15 protein-coding genes are annotated in these 18,850 nt (G+C 36.0%); 9 read left to right on the top strand and 6 right to left on the bottom strand.

Translation table 11 applies throughout. From position 1 onward, the window contains the following. Window positions 1-2: 2 nt before the first annotated feature. The 5 genes from ispD to ACYSNW_RS09340 form a co-directional block, all read right to left on the bottom strand. The gene (ispD, locus tag ACYSNW_RS09360) at window positions 3-731 is read right to left on the bottom strand and encodes a 2-C-methyl-D-erythritol 4-phosphate cytidylyltransferase (RefSeq protein ID WP_461744223.1); all 729 of its coding nucleotides are present in this window, start codon (window positions 729-731) and stop codon (window positions 3-5) included. Continuing rightward, window positions 718-1,848, bottom strand: a complete 1,131-nt coding sequence (locus ACYSNW_RS09355) for a PIN domain-containing protein (protein WP_461744222.1) — start codon at window positions 1,846-1,848, stop codon at window positions 718-720. The genes ispD and ACYSNW_RS09355 overlap by 14 nt, the downstream gene beginning before the upstream one ends. Before the next feature lie 85 nt (window positions 1,849-1,933). Then, the gene (gene radA / locus ACYSNW_RS09350) at window positions 1,934-3,304 is read right to left on the bottom strand and encodes a DNA repair protein RadA (protein WP_461744221.1); all 1,371 of its coding nucleotides are present in this window, start codon (window positions 3,302-3,304) and stop codon (window positions 1,934-1,936) included. Between the two features lie 94 nt (window positions 3,305-3,398). After that, a complete protein-coding gene (locus ACYSNW_RS09345; protein ID WP_461744220.1) occupies window positions 3,399-3,875 on the bottom strand; it encodes a dCTP deaminase/dUTPase family protein in 477 nt (158 codons plus the stop codon). Between the two features lie 89 nt (window positions 3,876-3,964). Continuing rightward, on the bottom strand, window positions 3,965-5,341 hold the full coding sequence (locus ACYSNW_RS09340) for a hypothetical protein (RefSeq protein ID WP_461744219.1): 1,377 nt from the start codon (window positions 5,339-5,341) through the stop codon (window positions 3,965-3,967). Between the two features lie 1,194 nt (window positions 5,342-6,535). Here ACYSNW_RS09340 and serC point away from each other — a divergent pair. The 9 genes from serC (at window position 6,536) to ACYSNW_RS09295 (ending at window position 17,428) form a co-directional block, all read left to right on the top strand. Next, window positions 6,536-7,627, top strand: coding sequence for a 3-phosphoserine/phosphohydroxythreonine transaminase (gene serC / locus ACYSNW_RS09335; RefSeq protein ID WP_461744218.1), 1,092 nt, complete (start codon window positions 6,536-6,538; stop codon window positions 7,625-7,627). 1 nt (window position 7,628) lies between these two features. Beyond that, window positions 7,629-8,816, top strand: coding sequence for a phosphoglycerate dehydrogenase (locus tag ACYSNW_RS09330; RefSeq protein WP_461744217.1), 1,188 nt, complete (start codon window positions 7,629-7,631; stop codon window positions 8,814-8,816). A gap of 1 nt (window position 8,817) precedes the next feature. After that, window positions 8,818-10,059 carry a DUF1015 domain-containing protein gene (locus ACYSNW_RS09325; protein WP_461744216.1) on the top strand — a complete coding sequence of 414 codons (1,242 nt, stop codon included), beginning with the start codon at window positions 8,818-8,820 and terminating at the stop codon, window positions 10,057-10,059. Between the two features lie 334 nt (window positions 10,060-10,393). Beyond that, complete coding sequence (proB, locus tag ACYSNW_RS09320) at window positions 10,394-11,200, top strand: glutamate 5-kinase (RefSeq protein WP_461744215.1); 807 nt, start codon at window positions 10,394-10,396, stop codon at window positions 11,198-11,200. Beyond that, window positions 11,197-12,444 carry a glutamate-5-semialdehyde dehydrogenase gene (locus ACYSNW_RS09315; RefSeq protein ID WP_461744214.1) on the top strand — a complete coding sequence of 416 codons (1,248 nt, stop codon included), beginning with the start codon at window positions 11,197-11,199 and terminating at the stop codon, window positions 12,442-12,444. The genes proB and ACYSNW_RS09315 overlap by 4 nt, the downstream gene beginning before the upstream one ends. A gap of 224 nt (window positions 12,445-12,668) precedes the next feature. Continuing rightward, entirely contained in the window at window positions 12,669-13,499 is an 831-nt protein-coding gene (hisJ, locus tag ACYSNW_RS09310; protein ID WP_461744213.1) for a histidinol-phosphatase HisJ, read from the top strand. Between the two features lie 264 nt (window positions 13,500-13,763). Next, complete coding sequence (locus tag ACYSNW_RS09305) at window positions 13,764-14,207, top strand: LytTR family DNA-binding domain-containing protein (protein WP_461744212.1); 444 nt, start codon at window positions 13,764-13,766, stop codon at window positions 14,205-14,207. After that, the gene (locus ACYSNW_RS09300) at window positions 14,204-14,614 is read left to right on the top strand and encodes a hypothetical protein (RefSeq protein WP_461744211.1); all 411 of its coding nucleotides are present in this window, start codon (window positions 14,204-14,206) and stop codon (window positions 14,612-14,614) included. Before ACYSNW_RS09305 ends, ACYSNW_RS09300 begins: the two co-directional genes overlap by 4 nt. Before the next feature lie 177 nt (window positions 14,615-14,791). Continuing rightward, on the top strand, window positions 14,792-17,428 hold the full coding sequence (locus tag ACYSNW_RS09295; RefSeq protein ID WP_461744210.1) for a YfhO family protein: 2,637 nt from the start codon (window positions 14,792-14,794) through the stop codon (window positions 17,426-17,428). A 90-nt stretch (window positions 17,429-17,518) separates the two neighbouring features. On the opposite strand, the gene ACYSNW_RS09290 is transcribed toward ACYSNW_RS09295, so the two are convergent. After that, window positions 17,519-18,445 (bottom strand): LCP family protein, encoded by a 927-nt coding sequence (locus ACYSNW_RS09290; RefSeq protein WP_461744209.1) that lies wholly within the window; start codon window positions 18,443-18,445, stop codon window positions 17,519-17,521. Window positions 18,446-18,850: the final 405 nt, after the last annotated feature.

Genomic DNA, 18,850 nt, shown 5'->3' with positions numbered 1-18,850 from the left:
TTTCACCTAACTTTTTTTTGTTTGACAATCGCTTCGCCGATCAACATATCTTCTGGTGTCGTTAACTTGATATTTTCATAACTGCCTAAAACCATTGAAACGCTAAATTCTTTATACCGCTCAATCAACGAAGCCTCATCTGTTCCTAAATACGCTTCAGCCTGTGCTTGTTGGTGGGCACTTAACAAATCTTCACCATAGAACGCTTGTGGGGTCTGAATTTGCCATAACGTTTCACGTGGAACAGTCTCTTCAACCACACCATTAACCACTCGTTTGATTGTATCTTTTACTGGAACACCTAAAATCGCTCCACGTGTCTCGGTCACCTTTCTATGCAATTGTTTCAATTGACTTAACGCAACAAACGGTCGTGCACCATCATGAACCATCACGATATTTTTCAAATCAAGCAAAGCATTTAGCCCATTATATACACTGTACTGTCGCTCGCTCCCACCTGGAATGATTGTGATTGGACACTTACTTTTTTTGGCTGCTTTTTTAATCGTTTCTGCCAATAATTTTTGCTCATCTTCTTGTGTCACTAAAATAATATGTTTACACGCTGGGTCTTTTAAAAAAGTCTGCAAAGAATAGGTAATAACTGGTTTTCCCATCAAATGGAGTAAAATTTTATTTCGACTAGCCCGCATTCGCTTTCCTTGACCAGCAGCTAACAAAATCACTTCATAGTCAGAAAGCAAATTCTTTTTTTTAGCTTTTTCCATTGGCTTGTTTTTCATCAATTCCGCGACTCGAATGCGCCGGTTTAGCAAAAATCATTCGACCAGCAGCAGTCTGCAAGGCACTGGTGACAATCACTTGAATTTGTTCATTCATATAATGTTGCCCATCTTCAACCACGACCATCGTCCCATCATCTAAATAAGCGACACCTTGTTGTCGTTCAGTCCCCGCTTTTACAACCATCACATTCATCGCTTCACCAGGAATAACCACTGGTTTCACCGCATTGGCTAACTCATTGATATTAAGCACAGGGACATTTTGAAATTCTGAAACTTTGTTTAAATTATAATCATTTGTCACAACAATTCCGTCTAATAACTTAGCTAATTTGATTAATTTACTATCTACTTCAGTAATATCTTCAAAATCGCCATCATACATTTCTACTGAAATTCCGTCTTCTTTTTGCAGGGCATTCAAAATATCTAATCCACGACGACCACGGACACGTTTTAAACTATCGCCTGAATCCGCAATATACTGCAATTCATACAAAACAAAATTCGGAATCAAAAGAACTCCTTCTAAAAAACCAGTCTTGGCAATATCATAAATACGTCCATCAATAATCACACTCGTATCTAAAATTTTATATTTATGGAAACGATCAGCGACTTTGCGTTCTAAAATTTGGCCTTCTGTTTCTGCTGGTGCTTTTTTTGGTTTAGGCGTAAAAATTTTACGCCATTCATCGATTCTCGTAGTTCCCATTCGAAAACCTAAATACCCAAGAACAATCATAACTAAGATTGGCAAAACACTATTAACAAAAGGAATCGCCAAGTTATACATAGGGATTGAGATAATTACCCCTAAGATTAAGCCTAAAATGGCACCAACACTACCAAATAAAAGGTAGGTTAAACTCATTTCATTTAATGCTGCTTCAATTTTTTTAACACCTGAAAGAATATACTTTGCTAACCCTAAAGATAAAATAAAGAAAATAATTGCACCAAGTATGCTATTTGTCAGGGCATTAGCTAGCACTGGATTCTTTCCTTGTCCGATCATCGTCCAAACCATAGGCAATAATGAAATACCTAAGCTTGCACCCACGATGACCATCAAAAATGTGATGACACGTTTTTGCATACATTCATCCTCCAATAATTCAATTAATGAGCCTGTGAAAAGTGCTACTATCACGTAAGTGACTTGCACTTTTCATCTTATGCTCTTATAAAAATACTTTTCTTAATGTTTCACCAATTGTGGCTACACCGATTACTTCAATGCCTTTTGGAGGTGTCCAGCCAGCAAGGTTATTTTTAGGTAAATACACTTTGGTAAAGCCAAGCTTCTGCGCTTCTTTCACCCGTTGTTCAATGCTATTTACTCTTCGAATCTCCCCAGTCAAGCCAATTTCTCCAATAAAACATTCAGTCGGTTTGGTTCCTTTTTCTTTATAACTAGAGGCAATACTTACCGCTACCGCTAAATCGATAGCAGGTTCATTAATTTTTACACCGCCGGCTGCCTTTAGGTAGGCATCTTGATTTTGCAATAACAAACCTGCTCGTTTTTCTAACACTGCCATGATTAATGACGCACGATTAAAATCCAGTCCCGTCGTTGTTCGCTTGGCATTACCAAACATTGTTGGGGTGACCAAAGCTTGTACTTCAACTAGAATTGGGCGCGTCCCTTCCATGGCAACGACAATAGCCGATCCAGTGGCACCATCTAAACGTTCTTCTAGGAATACTTGTGATGGATTGGCCACCTCTTCTAACCCATGTTCTCTCATTTCAAAAATACCCAGTTCATTGGTTGAACCAAAACGATTCTTGACCGCTCGTAAAATACGGAAAGTATGATGTTTATCGCCTTCAAAATAAAGAACAGTATCCACCATATGTTCCAACATCCTAGGACCTGCAATCGAACCTTCTTTTGTTACATGACCTACGATAAAAATAGCAATTCCATTGGTTTTGGCCAATTTTAACAATTCAGCCGTCGTCTCCCGAACTTGACTGACACTACCTGCCACACTAGTTACATCTGGCTGTGTCATCGTTTGGATTGAGTCGATGATAACGTAATCGGGTTCTAATTTTTCAATAGCCCGCGAAATTTCATTCATGTCTGTTTCAGCATATAAATAAAAATCGGTATTACTGCTGCCCAAACGTTCTGCACGCAGCTTGATTTGTTCCGCACTTTCTTCACCAGAAACGTAAAGAACTTTCCCGCCAATTTCAGCTAGTTGCTGAGATACTTGCAGTAATAACGTCGATTTCCCAATCCCGGGATCGCCGCCGATTAAAACTAGTGAACCTGGAACAACGCCACCGCCTAATACGCGATTTAATTCAGTTAATTTTGTTTTGACACGAGGTTCTTTTTTAGGAACAATCTCTGTCAACTTTTGTGGCTGGGTCTTTTTACCTGTCAAACTAACTCGTGCTCTACGATCAGTCGTATCTTGTGTTGTTACTTCCACCATACTATTCCATTGTCCGCAATTAGGACAACGGCCTAAATATTTAGGTGAAATATAGCCACAATGCTGACATTCAAACTGAACCTTTGCCTTTTTTGCCATCTGTCAGCCCTCGCTTCATTCTATCATAGTCTAAATGCTTTATCCTAAGACTTCTAGCCTAAATTAATAGTTTTATAAAGATTTGTTTCTTCTATTATTGTCCAGAAGAACCAAAACCACCTTCACGCTCTGTTTCAACCGTGTCGCTATCTGCTAAAAGAAATGGTTTGAAAATTCCTTGACCAATTCGTTCTCCTTTTTCGATTACAACTTCTTCATAGCCAAAATTTAAGAACTGGAACATAATGTGTCCTTCATTGCCAGCGTTATTATAATAATCACAGTCTATAACACCTACGCCATTTGCTAAAACTAAGAAGCGTTTTAATGGATTTGATGAACGACTTACTAATTCTAAGTATTCATTTTTAGCCATGTACGCTTTGATTCCTGTTTTTACCAACACAGGTTTGGGTGCAATTCCAGCTGCCTGCTGTTGCCAAATACTTGGGACTACTACTGTTTCAGCTGCTTCAAAATCATACCCAGCGGCACCTTTTGTTGCTCTTTGGGGAATATTTAATTGTTCTTCCTTAAATGTCGATAGAATTTCAAATCCTCTTTGTTTCATAAAAAATCTCCTCTACTTGTAAACTATTTTTATTTTAACATACTCTATTCGTTCTCTGTTTAGTTTTCTTAGTATCTTTCATTGTTCAATCATGATTTTTTAATCTTCTCTTTTCGATTAAACCTAATCATCTCATAAAGTGTCACCGCAAATAGAATTATCAACAACAAGACACTAATTAAATGAATCGCTTCAACGACAGAAATGGCAGCTGTATTTCTCACACGATGCTGGGTGATTTTTAATACCGTAATCAATGGCAACCTGTTTTCTTGTATTAAGAGCCACAACAATGTGACTAACAATAGTTGATGACAAATACTCCCTTTTGTCTGTGTACTATATTTAATAATTACTCGTTCATCTTTTGGCAAAATTTCTTCATGATAATAGATTTTATTTAAGAAAGATCCGGTCGCACTAGTAAACGTACTTAGTAAAAAAATACCTACTGGAAAAATAGGTGAAAATAATAACGTAACCAATGAAAGGAAAAAGCCATAGACATGCAGAATTTTTGGCTCTTGTTTAGGGAATAAACGGTAAAGTTGTTTAGTTAGTATACCTGACAACAAAATTCCTAAAATGTAAGGTACATACAAGTGACTTACAATCTTATCTGAGCCTAAACGAATAGCAATATAAAAAGTCCCAAAAAGGAGCATGAAATTATTACACATGCCCGTTACAAACGTGAAAATATTTAACCAAGCAGGTAACTTCCAAACTTTTCTTTGGCGATTAAAATACCAAGCGGCAAGTAAAAATAAGAGTGAGAATCCTGTCACACCAATCATTAAAAAGTCCGTATTTAAAAGCATCCGTGCTAAACGAATAAATAGCAACAAAACAAAGAAAACGAGAAACAGGATAAACTCTTTGACTGAAACGACCTTTCGATCGACTTCATTAAAGTCGATTTCATAGCTTGGAAAGTGCGTAATCGTATGGTACGCAGCAATGTACAAAGCCCCATATTCTAATAATACAATCATTATACGAGAAGATGTAGGCAGATTCAGCGAAGCAATCAAAACCACTAAAAGCAAAAGAGCAAAAGGACTGCTTTCTTTTTTAAATACCGAAACACCTTGCTCTTTTTCATAAAAATTAACCGTTGTATTGGCAGCGGGTAACCAAGCAGCACTTAAGCCAATCAAAATCGCTGACAGATAATATAACGGAAAGAAAAATTGTGCCGTCAAACCAAATAAGCACCCGAGTCCGCCAAATAAAACAGAAATAATTAGAATGGTGAATGTTTCTAGTTTCCCTTTGAAGCTTCTTAGTAAAAAAATACCTGTCATCCTAAAGGTATAGAATAAAACAAAAGGGAGCGTCGTTTCTAGCTTTATCCCATTACTTAAACCCATAAAAAGTAAATAAGGAACGAAAATAATTGTATTTGATAAAACGAAAGGGGCAGCTTGCATAAACTGACGAATCGTATTTTTTATAATAGACATGAGAAAATCTCCTTTAAATTTTGTAAATAAGCGAAGCATTGATTATTTAATAAAGCTGGTGTAAGGAAGCTGCAATCTTTAGCAATCACAGAAAACACGAAAACACACCTTCTGAGGTTTGCTAATTCTTATTTGATACTATTTCAAATTTTAACTAACCGAGTAAGAATTTTGCACCATCAGCTCACAAAGAAGTTCACTGTTTTTTTATTGCCCAGTTATAAAGTGATTATGAGAAAACATTCAGTTAAGAAAAGGATTAAAAAATTTCCTTATACATACAATCCAGTTGAAAAAAAGAGTGTGGGTGAGGAAGTTGGGACAAAAGCGGTTAGCTCCGAGAACCAAGTAGGTACGATGCATCATCGAATCACTACGTTCTTCGTGATTTATCGCAATAAGAAGGAATTTCCGAGAATGACAAGAAACACGAAAGGTTTCCTTTCGCTGTTGAATGATTCCTACTTGGTGCTCTTCAAATTTTTGGTAACCGAGTAGATATTGTGCAACATCAGCTCCTTAAATTCGCTGTGTTTTACAACAATTTCGGCTTGTTTCCGTAGGAGCTGCTTTTGCACCACCGTTTGTTCGGTTTTAAAAGATAAAACAAAAGTGATTTTTACTTTTGTCTCACCCACTTTATCTCTTAAAACCGAACAAATGGCATAAAACAATCAGAATCTCGGCAATTTCCGAACCAACATTCATTGCAAAGAGCGCAATAACTGCTAGTTTGTCCAATTGCTCGATTCTAAACGATTGTTTTATGACCTGAACAAACGGTGGTGTAAAAACAGCAGAAAATCTGGCTTACGCTCAATCAACACTATCTGCTAATTTTTAATTTCCACAAAAACCTTGATAAATTCAGCTTTCTCAATCGTTTCAAAATATCATTTAGTTTTAATAAAAAGCGGAAAAACAGACTTTTCATTAATACTCTAACTTTACCTCGTTCTATGAGGGATTACAATCATTAACTATTCCAGTTAAACAAATGATTTTTGACTATTTGACTGCTAATAGATTGTTCTTATCAAGAAAAAGGAGTGATACTAATTAATACGTGAAAATAAATCTGAAAGAATTTTAGAAACTTACTTTTTAATCTTTTTTTAATGTTAGGTTTCTGTTATAATTGTTTTCACATTTACTATCGCAAAAAGCGATAAATTATAAAGGAGAGATAGATGTATGAAAACTGTTTACAATTTTTCTGCTGGCCCTGCTGTATTACCGAAAAGTGTATTGGAAAAAGCGCAATCCGAATTGGTGAATTATGAAAACAGCGGGATGTCCGTAATGGAGTTGAGTCATCGGTCCTCCTTATTCGAAACCATTATCCAAAATGCTGAAACATTATTAAGAGAAATTATGAATATTCCTGATAATTATAAAGTGTTGTTTTTACAAGGTGGCGCAAGTATGCAATTTACCATGGTGCCGCTAAATTTAGCTCAAAATAAAAAAGCACTCTACGTGAACACTGGTTCTTGGGCAAAAAAAGCCATCAGTGAAGCGAAGAAAATCGATAACGTAGAGGTGGAAGTGATTGCTTCTAGTGAAGATAAAAATTTCACGTATATTCCAGAAATACGTAAAGAAGATATTCCACAAGATGCCGCTTATTTACACATTACAACAAATAATACAATCGAAGGAACTGCCTATTACGATTTGCCAGATACTGGTGATGTTCCATTAATTGCTGATATGTCGTCTAATATTTTATCTGTAAATTACAATGTAGCCGATTTTGGTTTAATTTATGCTGGAGCGCAAAAAAATATTGGTCCTGCTGGTCTAACAGTAGTGATTGTCCGTGAAGATTTGATTGGGCAGGTAGATGTTCTTAGCGCTATGTTGGATTATGATATCCATGCCAAAAATGGGTCAATGTACAATACACCGCCAACTTACAGTATTTATATGGCAAAACTTGTCTTCGAATGGATTAAAGAACAAGGCGGCATCCAAAAAATGGAAGAACAAAATAAAGACAAAGCCGCTTTACTTTATGATGAAATCGATGCGTCTGCTTTATTCTCATCACCTGTAACTAAAAAAGATCGTTCAATCAACAATGTGCCTTTTGTCACAGGTAGCGATGAATTAGATAAAGCCTTCAACAAAGAAGCTCTAGCGGCTGGCTTTGAAAACTTAAAAGGACACCGTTCTGTTGGTGGCATGCGTGCTAGTCTGTACAATGCATTTCCAAAAGCAGGAGTTGAAGCACTTATTGAATTGATGAAAAAATTTGAAGCAGAAAATGGAGGAACCAACTAATATGTACGATATTAAGACATTCAACGCCATTGCTCCAGAAGGTTTAGCTCGTTTCAATCCAGAAACCTTTACAATCAATCAAACAGAAATACCTGATGGGATTATCTTACGTAGTCAAAAACTACATGATTACGATTTTCCTGCTTCAGTCTTAGCCGTTGCTCGTGCAGGTGCTGGTACTAACAACGTGCCTGTCAAAAAATGTACAGAAGATGGCATCGTTGTATTTAATACGCCTGGTGCCAATGCCAATGCTGTAAAAGAATTAGTAGTTGCTTGTTTATTACTTTCTGTTCGCCCCATTTTAAGAGGCGCTAACTGGGTGCAAACATTAAGCGGAGCAGATGTTGAAGAACAAGCAGAGGCTGAAAAAAAACAATTTGCAGGTTCTGAACTAGAAGGAAAAAAATTGGGCGTAATTGGTCTAGGTGCGATTGGTGCCATGGTCGCTAATGATGCCTACCGTTTAGGAATGGAAGTTACAGGCTATGATCCGTTCGTATCTGTTGATACCGCTTGGAGCATTTCTCGTCGTGTCAAACGTGCGCAAAGTATGGAAGAAGTGTTTGCAAACTGCGATTTTATCACGATTCATGTGCCACTAACTGAAAATACGCATCATTTAATTGGTAAAGAAGAATTAGCAAAAATGAAAGATTCTGCTGTCTTATTGAATTTTGCTCGTGGAGAACTAGTAGATCCTGAAGCGGTAGTGACAGCACTTGAAAAGGGTGAAATCAGTAATTTTGTCACTGATTTTGCGGATGAACGTTTATTGAATAATGAAAAAATCTTAGTTTTACCACACTTAGGTGCTTCAACAGAAGAAGCAGAAACAAATTGTGCTAAAATGGCGGCTCGTACATTGAAAAAGTTTTTAGAAACAGGAAATATCAAACGATCTGTTAATTTTCCAACTGTGGAAATGGCGTTTAATTCGCCTCATCGTTTTGCGATTATCCATCGGAATGTACCGAATATGTTAGGACAAATCTCAACAGGGATTGCTAATTTAGGAATCAATATCGATAACATGATTAATCGTAGCCGTGAAGACTATGCGTATACAATTGTTGATGTTGCTGAAACAAATGAAGAAAAAATTGCAGAAGTCGCGGCAGAAATCCAAGCGGCGGAAAATATTATTCGCGTTCGTGCCATTAAAAATACCGAGGCGGTGAGCTACTAATATGGTCACAGTAAACCCGTTTAAAGGTATTCGTCCAACTGCTGACTTAAGTGCAGAAGTGGCGACACTTCCCTATGATGTATTAAACTCTGAAGAAGCACGCGAATTAGGTGCTGAAAACCAATACTCTTATCTTCATATCGATAAAGCAGAAATCGATTTACCGACTTCAGTATCGCCGTATGATGATCAAGTTTACCAAAAAGCAGCGGAAAATTTGCAAACATTCTTGCAAAAACAATGGCTTATTCAAGATGAAACACCTGCTTTATATTTATATGAGCTAACAATGAACGGACGGTCACAAACTGGGATTGTCGGTTGTACTTCAATCACTGACTATACAACAGGAAAAATCAAAAAACATGAATTTACTCGTCCAGAAAAAGAAGTCGATCGAATTCGCCATATCGAAGCATGTGATGCCAATACCAGTCCGATTTTTCTGACGTACCGAGATCAACCGACGATTCAATCACTAATCACTGATTGGAAAGAACAACATCAACCAATCTATGATTTTACTAGTTTTCATGAAGTGACACATCGCGTTTGGGTTGTGAATGATTCTAGTGTAATTGATACATTGGTCGCTTCTTTTGCTGATGACGTGCCAGCCTTATACATTGCTGACGGTCACCACCGAACAGAGTCTGCGGTAAAAGTAGGGCAAAAAATCAAGGAACAATCACCCAATGCAAGTGAAACAGCTGAATTCAATTATTTCTTGTCTGTCTTATTTCCAAAAGAAGAATTAGAAATTCTGGATTATAATCGTGTACTTAATGTTCCGATTCCGACTGATTTCTTTACTCGTTTGGAAAAAGGGTTTACCGTTGAAAAAACGACCCAAGCAAAACCAACAGCCCCTAAATCATTTGGAATGTATGTAGCTGGCCAATGGTATAGCTTGACTTCCAAAGAAACGATTTTGTCAGAGGATCCTGTTGATGGACTAGATGTTTCTCTGCTCCAAAATCATGTATTCATGCCTATTTTCGATATTCAAGATGTTCGTACCGATAAACGAATTGATTTCGTCGGCGGTATTCGCGGAATGCAAGAATTAGAAAAATTAGTGGATAGTGGCAAATGGACAATTGCCTTTTCTGTTTACCCAACTACAATGGATGATTTATTAAATGTAGCAGATGCAGGCAAGACCATGCCGCCAAAATCGACTTGGTTTGAGCCAAAACTACTAAGCGGGCTATTTTTACACGATTTAGAGACTCAAAATTAACAAAGTTGGAAAACTAAGGAATTTCTGAAAACAATTGACGTATTCGATTTTTCCAAATATTTAGTTGGAACTTATTCGCCAATATAGATTTCTGATGTTTCCAGTTATTTTCAATTAAAAATTAACTTATCGAAAAAACATGTTATTATATGAGAATAGGGTTGTCGCATTCCATTCAGGATTCTGGAACAAACGCGATTTCCTTATTCTCGTTTATCTTAAGTTTTAGTATATGAAATAAGCTACTGGTTCCTATTTTAAAACATAAGATCAACACTAGCATGACCTTTTTATCAAATAAATAGAAAAATTATCAGTCTAAGCGAGGAAGCCTATGCGTGAAAAACTAAAAGAAGCAAAGAGAATTGTTGTAAAAGTCGGTACAAGTACCTTGATTTATCCTAATGGAAAAATCAATTTGAACGCCTTTGATCAATTAGCGTTTACCTTAACTAGCTTACAAAATCAAGGAAAAGAAGTAATTTTGGTTTCATCTGGGGCAATTGGGGTAGGTTTACACAAACTAAATAAAAAGAAACGCCCTCCAACCATTCCTGAACAACAAGCGATTGCAGCTGTTGGACAAACCGAATTGATGAATATTTATAATCAACGTTTTTTAACTTATAGTCAAAAGGTGGCACAATTGCTACTCACGAGAGATGTCACTGACTATCCTGAAAGTCAAAAAAATGTGGTCAATACAATGGAACAACTGTTAAAAAATGAAATTATTCCAATCATCAATGAAAATGATACGGTTGCCGTCGATGAGTTGGATCATCTGACAAAATTTGGGGATAATGATCAATTATCTGCTGTTATCAGCCAATTAATCGATGCAGATTTACTGATTATTTTATCTGATATTGATGGTTTCTTTACGGATAATCCAACAACAAATAAAGAAGCCACCTTATTTTCAAGAATCTATGCAATCGATGAAGAATTATTTAAACTTGCTGGCGGAGCTGGTAGTGATTTCGGCACAGGCGGCATGTATAGTAAACTAAAAGCAGCCCAACATATATTGGAAAATCAACGAATGATGGTTTTAGCGAATGGAAAACAACCTAAAATCATTTTAGATATTTTAGCAGGAAAAGAAATTGGCACACTATTCAAGGAGGAGAACAAATGACTGATATCAGCGTTTTAGGACAACAAGCGAAAGAAGCAACTTATCAACTTGGATTAATGGATACGACTCAAAAAAATGATGTCTTACTTCACATGGCTGACACCCTTGAAAAGCAAATACCTGACATTCTTAGCGCCAATCAAAAAGACATAGCCGTCGCAAAAGAAAATGGGATTGCTGAAACGATGCAAGATCGATTACTCTTGACGGAAGAACGAATCAAAGAAATGGCTGAAGGAATCAGACAAGTTGCGTCTTTAGCTGATCCAATCGGTGAAATCGAACATATGTGGAAAAACGAAGATGGTTTAACGATTGGTAAACAACGAGTTCCGCTTGGTGTGATCGGTATTATTTACGAATCACGCCCTAACGTGACCACAGATGCAGCCGTCCTTTGTTTTAAAACTGGTAATTCCGTTATCTTAAGAGGTGGAAAAGAAGCATTCCATTCTAATCAGCAATTGGTTGATTGCTTACAAACTGCTTTAGAAGAAAAAAATGTCACACCTCATGCCATCCAATTTGTGGCTGACACATCTCGCGAAACTGCTCAAAAAATGATGAAATTAAATGAGTATTTGGATGTTTTGATTCCACGTGGTGGAGCAAACTTGATCCAAGCAGTCCTTTCTACCGCAACCGTTCCCGTCATCGAAACTGGCACAGGGAACTGCCATATCTATGTTGATAAAGATGCCCAACTAGAAATGGCGATTTCAATCATCGTCAACGCAAAATGCCAACGTCCTTCTGTTTGTAACTCAGCTGAAACCTTATTGATTCATGAAGAGATTGCACTTGAATTTTTACCAGCAATCGAAGAAGCGTTAGCTGAATATAATGTTGAACTACGTGCAGACGGATACGCAGCAACTATCTTTAAAAATTCTATTCCAGCTACTGAAGCTGATTGGTCTACTGAGTTTTCGGATTATATCTTGGCTGTAAAAGTCGTAGATTCAGTAGATGATGCGATTCAACATATCAATCATTACAATACAAAACATTCTGAAGCAATCGTTAGCGACAATTATTTTGCGACACAAAAATTTTTACAACAAGTTGATGCGGCCGCTGTTTATGCAAATGCATCTACACGCTTTACGGATGGATTTGTCTTTGGCTTTGGTGCCGAAATCGGAATCAGCACACAAAAGCTCCATGCTCGTGGACCAATGGGACTTGCCGAGTTGACTTCTACAAAATATATTGTTTATGGAAATGGACAATACAGAAAATAATTTATCAAAAAATATCGGTATAGAAGCAAGCGAACATGGCTCTTCTAACCGATTTTTTTCATTTCCATGCTTGTGGATAATCTTCCTGTTTTGTTAATAACTGAAAACCAATCCCCTTAAAATTGAAACTAACCTTGTTTTCCACAACTAGTTTTGGCTATAATATGATTATAGAAACGTTTTTCTGCAATTACTTTTAGCTATTTAATAATGGAGGCGCTTAAATGAAAAGAGACGGACATACACATACAGAATTTTGTCCTCATGGTCGTGTAGATGACACTGAAGAAGTTATCCAACAAGCAATTAAATTAGGTTTTAAAGAATACAGTATTACTGAACATGCCCCTTTACCTGCTGGAATCGAAACAGTTGCACTCGGTATTCCAGAAGTTTGGTCCACTGCTTCGATGGCATTGAATGATGTGGATAACTACTTCAGAAAGATGAATTATTTGAAGAAAAAATATGCTTCAGATTTACTTATCCACATTGGTTTTGAACTAGATTATTTCACTGATTTCGAAGACTGGACAACAGACTTTTTAGCCGAATATGGTCCTCAAACAGATGATGGCGTTTTATCTGTGCATTTCTTACCTGGAGAGAATGGGTTATATGGAATTGATTATACGTATGATGAATATAATGATGGTGTCGTTGTTCCTGCCGGTGGTTTTGAGAAAGCTCAAACCCTTTACTATCAAACGGTTTTACGCTCTTTAGAAGCTGACTTAGGACCTTGGAAACCTAAACGATTAGGACATATTTCTTTAGTTCATAAATTTGAAAAACAATTTACTGAATCCACTGAATTTTCTCCAGAAAATGTTGCGTTGGTCAACCAACTGCTTCAACGTGTAAAAACAGAAAACTATCAGCTAGATTTAAACACAGCTGGCTTCTTCAAAGAAGGTTATCAACAGAGTTATCCACAGCCGTGGATAATCGAACAAGCACGCACTTTGAATATTCCTCTTGTGTATGGATCAGACACCCATTCAGTAGGTGAAGTGGGACAAGGATACGAAAAAATCGCATCATTATTGGATTAGGTAAATAACTATAGATAATAAAAACATCTATGTATTAGTAAACAATAAGTTATAACAAAAAAATATACAAACTGTGGAAAAGAAGTCATTTTTACTTATCCACAGTTTTTTGTTGTGGATAAAAATAACCAACTTTTTTACCCAAGCTTTTTTCTCAGTCAAACAAATATACTGCAACAACCTGTTCTTTTTTTGCAACAAAACAAATTTTTCGTGTATTTTAGATAGGTACTTGATAATCTATTAATAGAACAGGAGGACAAAATGAAAATTACTTGTTATTGGAAAGAAACTCAACCAATTGATGAACTGAAACTTATCGCTCATCCACAAAACAAAAAAGACGTACTAACTTTAGAAAAAGCTTTAGAAACCATTGAACCACAAATACAAGTTATTGATCCGAAGAACAATCGTAAATCATTCCTTTCACTAAATAGGATTGAAACAATTCAAGCTTTTGGTCATCTTTGCCAACTTCTAACTATCACAGGAGAACCATTTTTGATTCAAAAACGATTAAAAGCTGTCCTGAAAATGAATTTTCCTTATTTAGTGCAAATCAATAATTCAACAATCCTTAATTTGAATCACGTCGTTTCTTTTGAATCTGGACAAAATGCTCGCTTAGAAGTACATACACAAACGAACAATCACTATGTTGTCAGTCGCCACTATGCCAAATTAATAAAGGAGAAATTATCATGAAAACAGAATTAAAAAATAATTTTATGCAAGCTACTTTAGGAACAATTATTTGGATCACACTACTTACTACGTTATTCGCGAATCCATCAACGTTAACAATCCTAGCTTTTTGGAAACTTATTGCAATCGGTAGTATTTTGGGGCTTATTTTCGGAGTGATTTATCCATTTTTATGGAATTATTCGACCTTTAAATCACTTACAAATATCCTTATCAGTACCCTGGTTAATTCTATCGGCGGATTGCTTAGTTTATATCTGTACTCTTACGATTTATTTTCATTCATTCGACCTTATATTTTTGGAATTGTACTTTTAACTTTAGTTGGACATAGTATAGGCTTTTATTTCTACTCAAAAGTAGAGAATCGTAAATTAGCGCGCGAATTAAATCAACATCTAAATTAATCAGCAATCCCTTCCGAATGGCTCTAAAGTCTATCTAATGTTGTCTATAGATTTTAGAGCTATTTTTTCTCTTCCTTTGTTTCTTTCATTCGTTAAATTTTTCTTTTCATTCCATCATTCTCTTCATGAATATGCTAAACTATAGATACGATTATATTATTTACTGAGAGGTTATTTATGAAGAAAAAAATCCAGCAATTTACGCAAAAAAACTGGCCTTATATGACGGCTAGCTTTTTCATTCCTTTTTTCATTATGGTACTTGTTTATTTAAGTATTGGCATCTATCCTGGCAGTAGCCGTAGTGTGATGGCCAGCGATTCTTTTTCACAATTTTCTAATTTTCATGCTAGTTTTAATAATATGCTTCATGGCAAACAAAGTATTTTTTATACTTGGAACGCTTCTTTAGGATTGAATTATCTCTCGTTGATTTCTTATTATCTTGGCGGATTATTCACCCCTTTAGTTTTCTTTTTTAAGAATCAAAATATTCCAGATGCCCTCTATTTGATTACGTTACTTAAAATAGGTAGTGCAGGTCTAGCTTTCTGGGTATTTGCACGTAATACGTATAAACTACCTGAATGGACCCGTGTAGCGCTCAGTGTCTCTTATGCGTTGATGTCATTTGCGACCGCCCATTCTGAAATCATTATGTGGCTAGATGCCTTTGTTTATCTGCCTTTAGTTTTCCTTGGGATTCATCGTTTAATGGATTTAAAAAAGCCGACCTTGTTATTTGTCAGCTACTTGCTCTTGTTTATTTCTAATTTCTATATGGGCTTTATGATTGGGCTATTTTCGTTCCTATACTTTTTTGCGCGAAGTTTTACCAACTGGAAACGATATAAACAGAGCCTTCTTCCCTACGGTATTACTTCTTTATTAGCTGGCGGCGCATCCATGATTCTGGTTTTACCTGCCGTTATGGATTTAAGAACCAATGGCGAAACATTCTCTACAATCTCAAGCTTTAAAACCGAGGCGACAGCGTTTTGGGATATTGTCATGAAAAATATGATTGGGGTTTATGATACAACTAAATACGGCTCCATTCCGTTCATTTATGTTGGTTTATTGCCATTAATCTTTTGTGTTTTCTACTTTGTAACCAAGCAAATTCCACTTAAAAATAAACTACTTTTTGGAAGTTTGTTTGTTGTCTTGATTGCGAGTTTTTATATTGTGCCACTAAATCTGTTTTGGCATGGCATGCATGCGCCTAATATGTTTTTATTCCGTTATAGTTTCCTATTCTCTTTCTTAGTCGTATTACTGGCTGGTTATGGGTGGGAAAAATTTGCAACAGATGACTTAGGCATTTTAACAGGGTCCACATTGATTTTGATTGCTGTTTTTGCCATTGCAGAAGGAACTTCTAGTAGCAAAAGCTATGAATTTGTGACCTTGACCTCTTTTATTTTAACCGTTTTATTTTTACTACTTTACCTTGCGGGGATTGCCTTTTATCAGCTAAAAAAAGTGCCAATGCAACAACTGGTTATCTTATTGCTTCTCTTAGTTTGTGCAGAAGCTTTTATCAATACAAAATTAATGGTCGATGGAATTTTAGATGACTGGAATTATGCTTCACGCAGCTTGTACTCTGAGCCGTATCCAGATATTAAAAAGCTGGTTGATCAAACAAAAAGTAAAAATGATTCTTTTTATCGCTTGGAAAATCTGAACCCTGTTTCATCAAATGATAGTATCAATTATGGATATAGTGGTGTCAGTCTATTTTCTTCCATCAGAAATCGCCATTCATCTGCCTATCTAAATGACTTAGGATTCCGTTCAAGAGGGACTGCGTTAAATATTCGCTATCCAAATAATACCTTGTTGATGGACTCTGTCGTTGGCATGAAATACAATATTTCTGAACAAGATCCACTAAAATACGGCTATGCTTCTGTAGGAAAAGCTGGAAAATATTCATTATATGAAAATAGCCATGCTCTTCCGCTAGGATTTTTAGCAGATGAATCAATTTATTCTGTCGAACAACCGACTAATGATAATTTAAGTAGTCAAACAAATTTATTTAATGCTCTTGCGGATAGAAATGAAACGTACTTTACCTTTTATCAACCAACCGTCGTTACAGAAAATAATGTGACGACTGAAAAAAATGGGACAGGTGTGACTTATAAAGAAAAACAAAGTAATATTGCTAAAGATATCACGTGGACAGTTAATGTACCCGCTCATACACAAGCGTATCTTAGCTTATTCCCAACAGATTTTGGTCAGCTGGAAAGTTCTTCGGCTACCATGACCGTTAATGGGACAAGTCAAAAATCTCAGATTAATATTACAGGCCAATACTATAATATTGGCTACTATGAAGAGCCTACCACTGTTACATTTACCGTTTCTTTTTATGGAACAACGGCTGTTAGCTTTATGGAACCTAAAGTGGTCGGACTGGATCTCACTGCTTTTGATGAGTCCGTGAGTGCCATTAAAGAAAAGGGTGTCGATTTAGCAACAACTGGCCGTACAGCTAAAGGCTCTGTTACAACAGAGAAAGATCAAGTATTAATAACGACGATTCCTTACGATAAAGGATGGAAAGCTTATGTGGATGGTAAAAAAGTACCTACAAAATCATTTAAAGATGCTTTTGTTAGTTTCCAAGTTCCTGCTGGCGAACATAAAATCAAACTCGTCTATTTACCAGAAGGATTTACGCTTGGTGCTATCTTGTTCTTTGTTTGTACATCACTATTTATCGTTTATATAAAATTTACAAATAAACCTAAACTAACTATTGTAACTAAAAAAAGACGTAAAAGAAGAGCTGCTTAAAAAGCACTTAGATTAAAAAAGCTAGCCACTGAAGTCATTTCTCTCAGAAAAATCTTCCTTGGCTAGCTTTTTATTTTTTATAAATTCGAATTATTGGTTTTCTCCTTTTTTCAAGAAATCACTGATTGCCTTCGCATTGATTTGTTCATCAATTTCCAGCACACTTCCAGATGGGGTGTAGTCATTGAAATCCCAGCTACCTTCTACAGGAACTGATAGAGATTCTAATGGTTTTACGCCACCTGTAACAAAGTCCTTAGCTAAATCAATAATCAAACTAGTTGGGATATTAGTATCTAAATAGCCCACTGCTTCTCCAGCAACTTTTGGCAATTGTAAAATAGGAACTAAATCTTTCGCCTGCTCAATCAACGCATTCATAACTTGCTGTTGTCTTCTGACACGACCAAAGTCACTTTCTTCATCTTTTCTAAAACGAGCGTATTGTAGTAGACTGTTTCCATCCAGACGCTGTTCGCCTTTTTTCAAGTCCACGCCATCTAAATTAATATCTTTTTCAACATCGATCTTAACACCATCTGGATAAAGATCATCAATCAACGTTTTAAAGTTATCAAAATCAATTACTACATAATAATTAATCGGTAAATCAAAACTTTCATTTAATACTTCTTTTGTTAATTGTGCACCGCCATATGCATAGGCTGCATTAATTTTATCCAAACCCTCGCCAGGAATATTTACATACGAATCACGCATAATAGAAATCAGTTTCGGTTGTTTTGTTTTTGAATTATAGTGAGCCACCATTAACGCATCTGAGCGCCCTTGGTCTCCATCATCGTAGCGAGCATCATTCCCCACAATCATTACCGTGATTTCGTGATCTTGCTTTTGTTCATCACCAGTGAAATTGGTGTTTGTTGACGGTGTTTTTAAGCTTTCTGCTTTTTGCTTTCCTTCATAAAATGAATAGACCGCATAGCTCCCTACGGCTGAAAGGATAAGCAAAATTAAGAGAATAACACAAATTAGTATTTTAACTGATTTTTTCATAATAACTTCCTTCTCGATTATTGATTTACAATCATTCAGGTATGTTTGTAAATCTTTCTACTTTTTTAGAAATATAACATCTATTTTTTGCTTTATTTTTTTAAAATCGCTTTTTTGACTATTTTAATATAACGAGTTTATAATTTTAAGTCAAATAATAGCAGTTGTTACTTATTTATTACTATACCTTATTAATAAACAAAGAAATCGGCGTTCCACTTGAATTTGTTACCATTTTCTACAACTAGCAGCGCAAAAAACTATTTCATACATAGAAAAAAACAAGAACAATTTAATTATTTCTTTAGATTTTTATTTCTTTTAGGAAGTGCTGGATTTCAAAAAAGAGCCTCAAACAAAACTAAAAATTAGTCTTGCTCAAAACTCTACATCCGAAAAAAGAGC

The organism is Enterococcus sp. LJL99 (genome assembly GCF_054871725.1).
The sequence above is the reverse complement of the archived record's forward strand: the minus strand, read 5'-3'. Positions and strand labels throughout refer to the sequence as shown.

Excerpts from the sequence above, each read along its gene's own strand:
- ACYSNW_RS09355 (WP_461744222.1), bottom strand. The coding sequence starts at position 1,848 with ATGCAAAAACGTGTCATCACATTTTTGATGGTCATCGTGGGTGCAAGC.
- ACYSNW_RS09295 (WP_461744210.1), top strand. The coding sequence starts at position 14,792 with ATGAAGAAAAAAATCCAGCAATTTACGCAAAAAAACTGGCCTTATATG.
- ACYSNW_RS09345 (WP_461744220.1), bottom strand. The coding sequence starts at position 3,875 with ATGAAACAAAGAGGATTTGAAATTCTATCGACATTTAAGGAAGAACAA.
- ACYSNW_RS09325 (WP_461744216.1), top strand. The coding sequence starts at position 8,818 with ATGGTCACAGTAAACCCGTTTAAAGGTATTCGTCCAACTGCTGACTTA.
- ACYSNW_RS09300 (WP_461744211.1), top strand. The coding sequence starts at position 14,204 with ATGAAAACAGAATTAAAAAATAATTTTATGCAAGCTACTTTAGGAACA.
- ACYSNW_RS09340 (WP_461744219.1), bottom strand. The coding sequence starts at position 5,341 with ATGTCTATTATAAAAAATACGATTCGTCAGTTTATGCAAGCTGCCCCT.
- hisJ (WP_461744213.1), top strand. The coding sequence starts at position 12,669 with ATGAAAAGAGACGGACATACACATACAGAATTTTGTCCTCATGGTCGT.
- ACYSNW_RS09330 (WP_461744217.1), top strand. The coding sequence starts at position 7,629 with ATGTACGATATTAAGACATTCAACGCCATTGCTCCAGAAGGTTTAGCT.
- serC (WP_461744218.1), top strand. The coding sequence starts at position 6,536 with ATGAAAACTGTTTACAATTTTTCTGCTGGCCCTGCTGTATTACCGAAA.
- ispD (WP_461744223.1), bottom strand. The coding sequence starts at position 731 with ATGGAAAAAGCTAAAAAAAAGAATTTGCTTTCTGACTATGAAGTGATT.
- ACYSNW_RS09290 (WP_461744209.1), bottom strand. The coding sequence starts at position 18,445 with ATGAAAAAATCAGTTAAAATACTAATTTGTGTTATTCTCTTAATTTTG.
- ACYSNW_RS09305 (WP_461744212.1), top strand. The coding sequence starts at position 13,764 with ATGAAAATTACTTGTTATTGGAAAGAAACTCAACCAATTGATGAACTG.
- proB (WP_461744215.1), top strand. The coding sequence starts at position 10,394 with ATGCGTGAAAAACTAAAAGAAGCAAAGAGAATTGTTGTAAAAGTCGGT.
- ACYSNW_RS09315 (WP_461744214.1), top strand. The coding sequence starts at position 11,197 with ATGACTGATATCAGCGTTTTAGGACAACAAGCGAAAGAAGCAACTTAT.
- radA (WP_461744221.1), bottom strand. The coding sequence starts at position 3,304 with ATGGCAAAAAAGGCAAAGGTTCAGTTTGAATGTCAGCATTGTGGCTAT.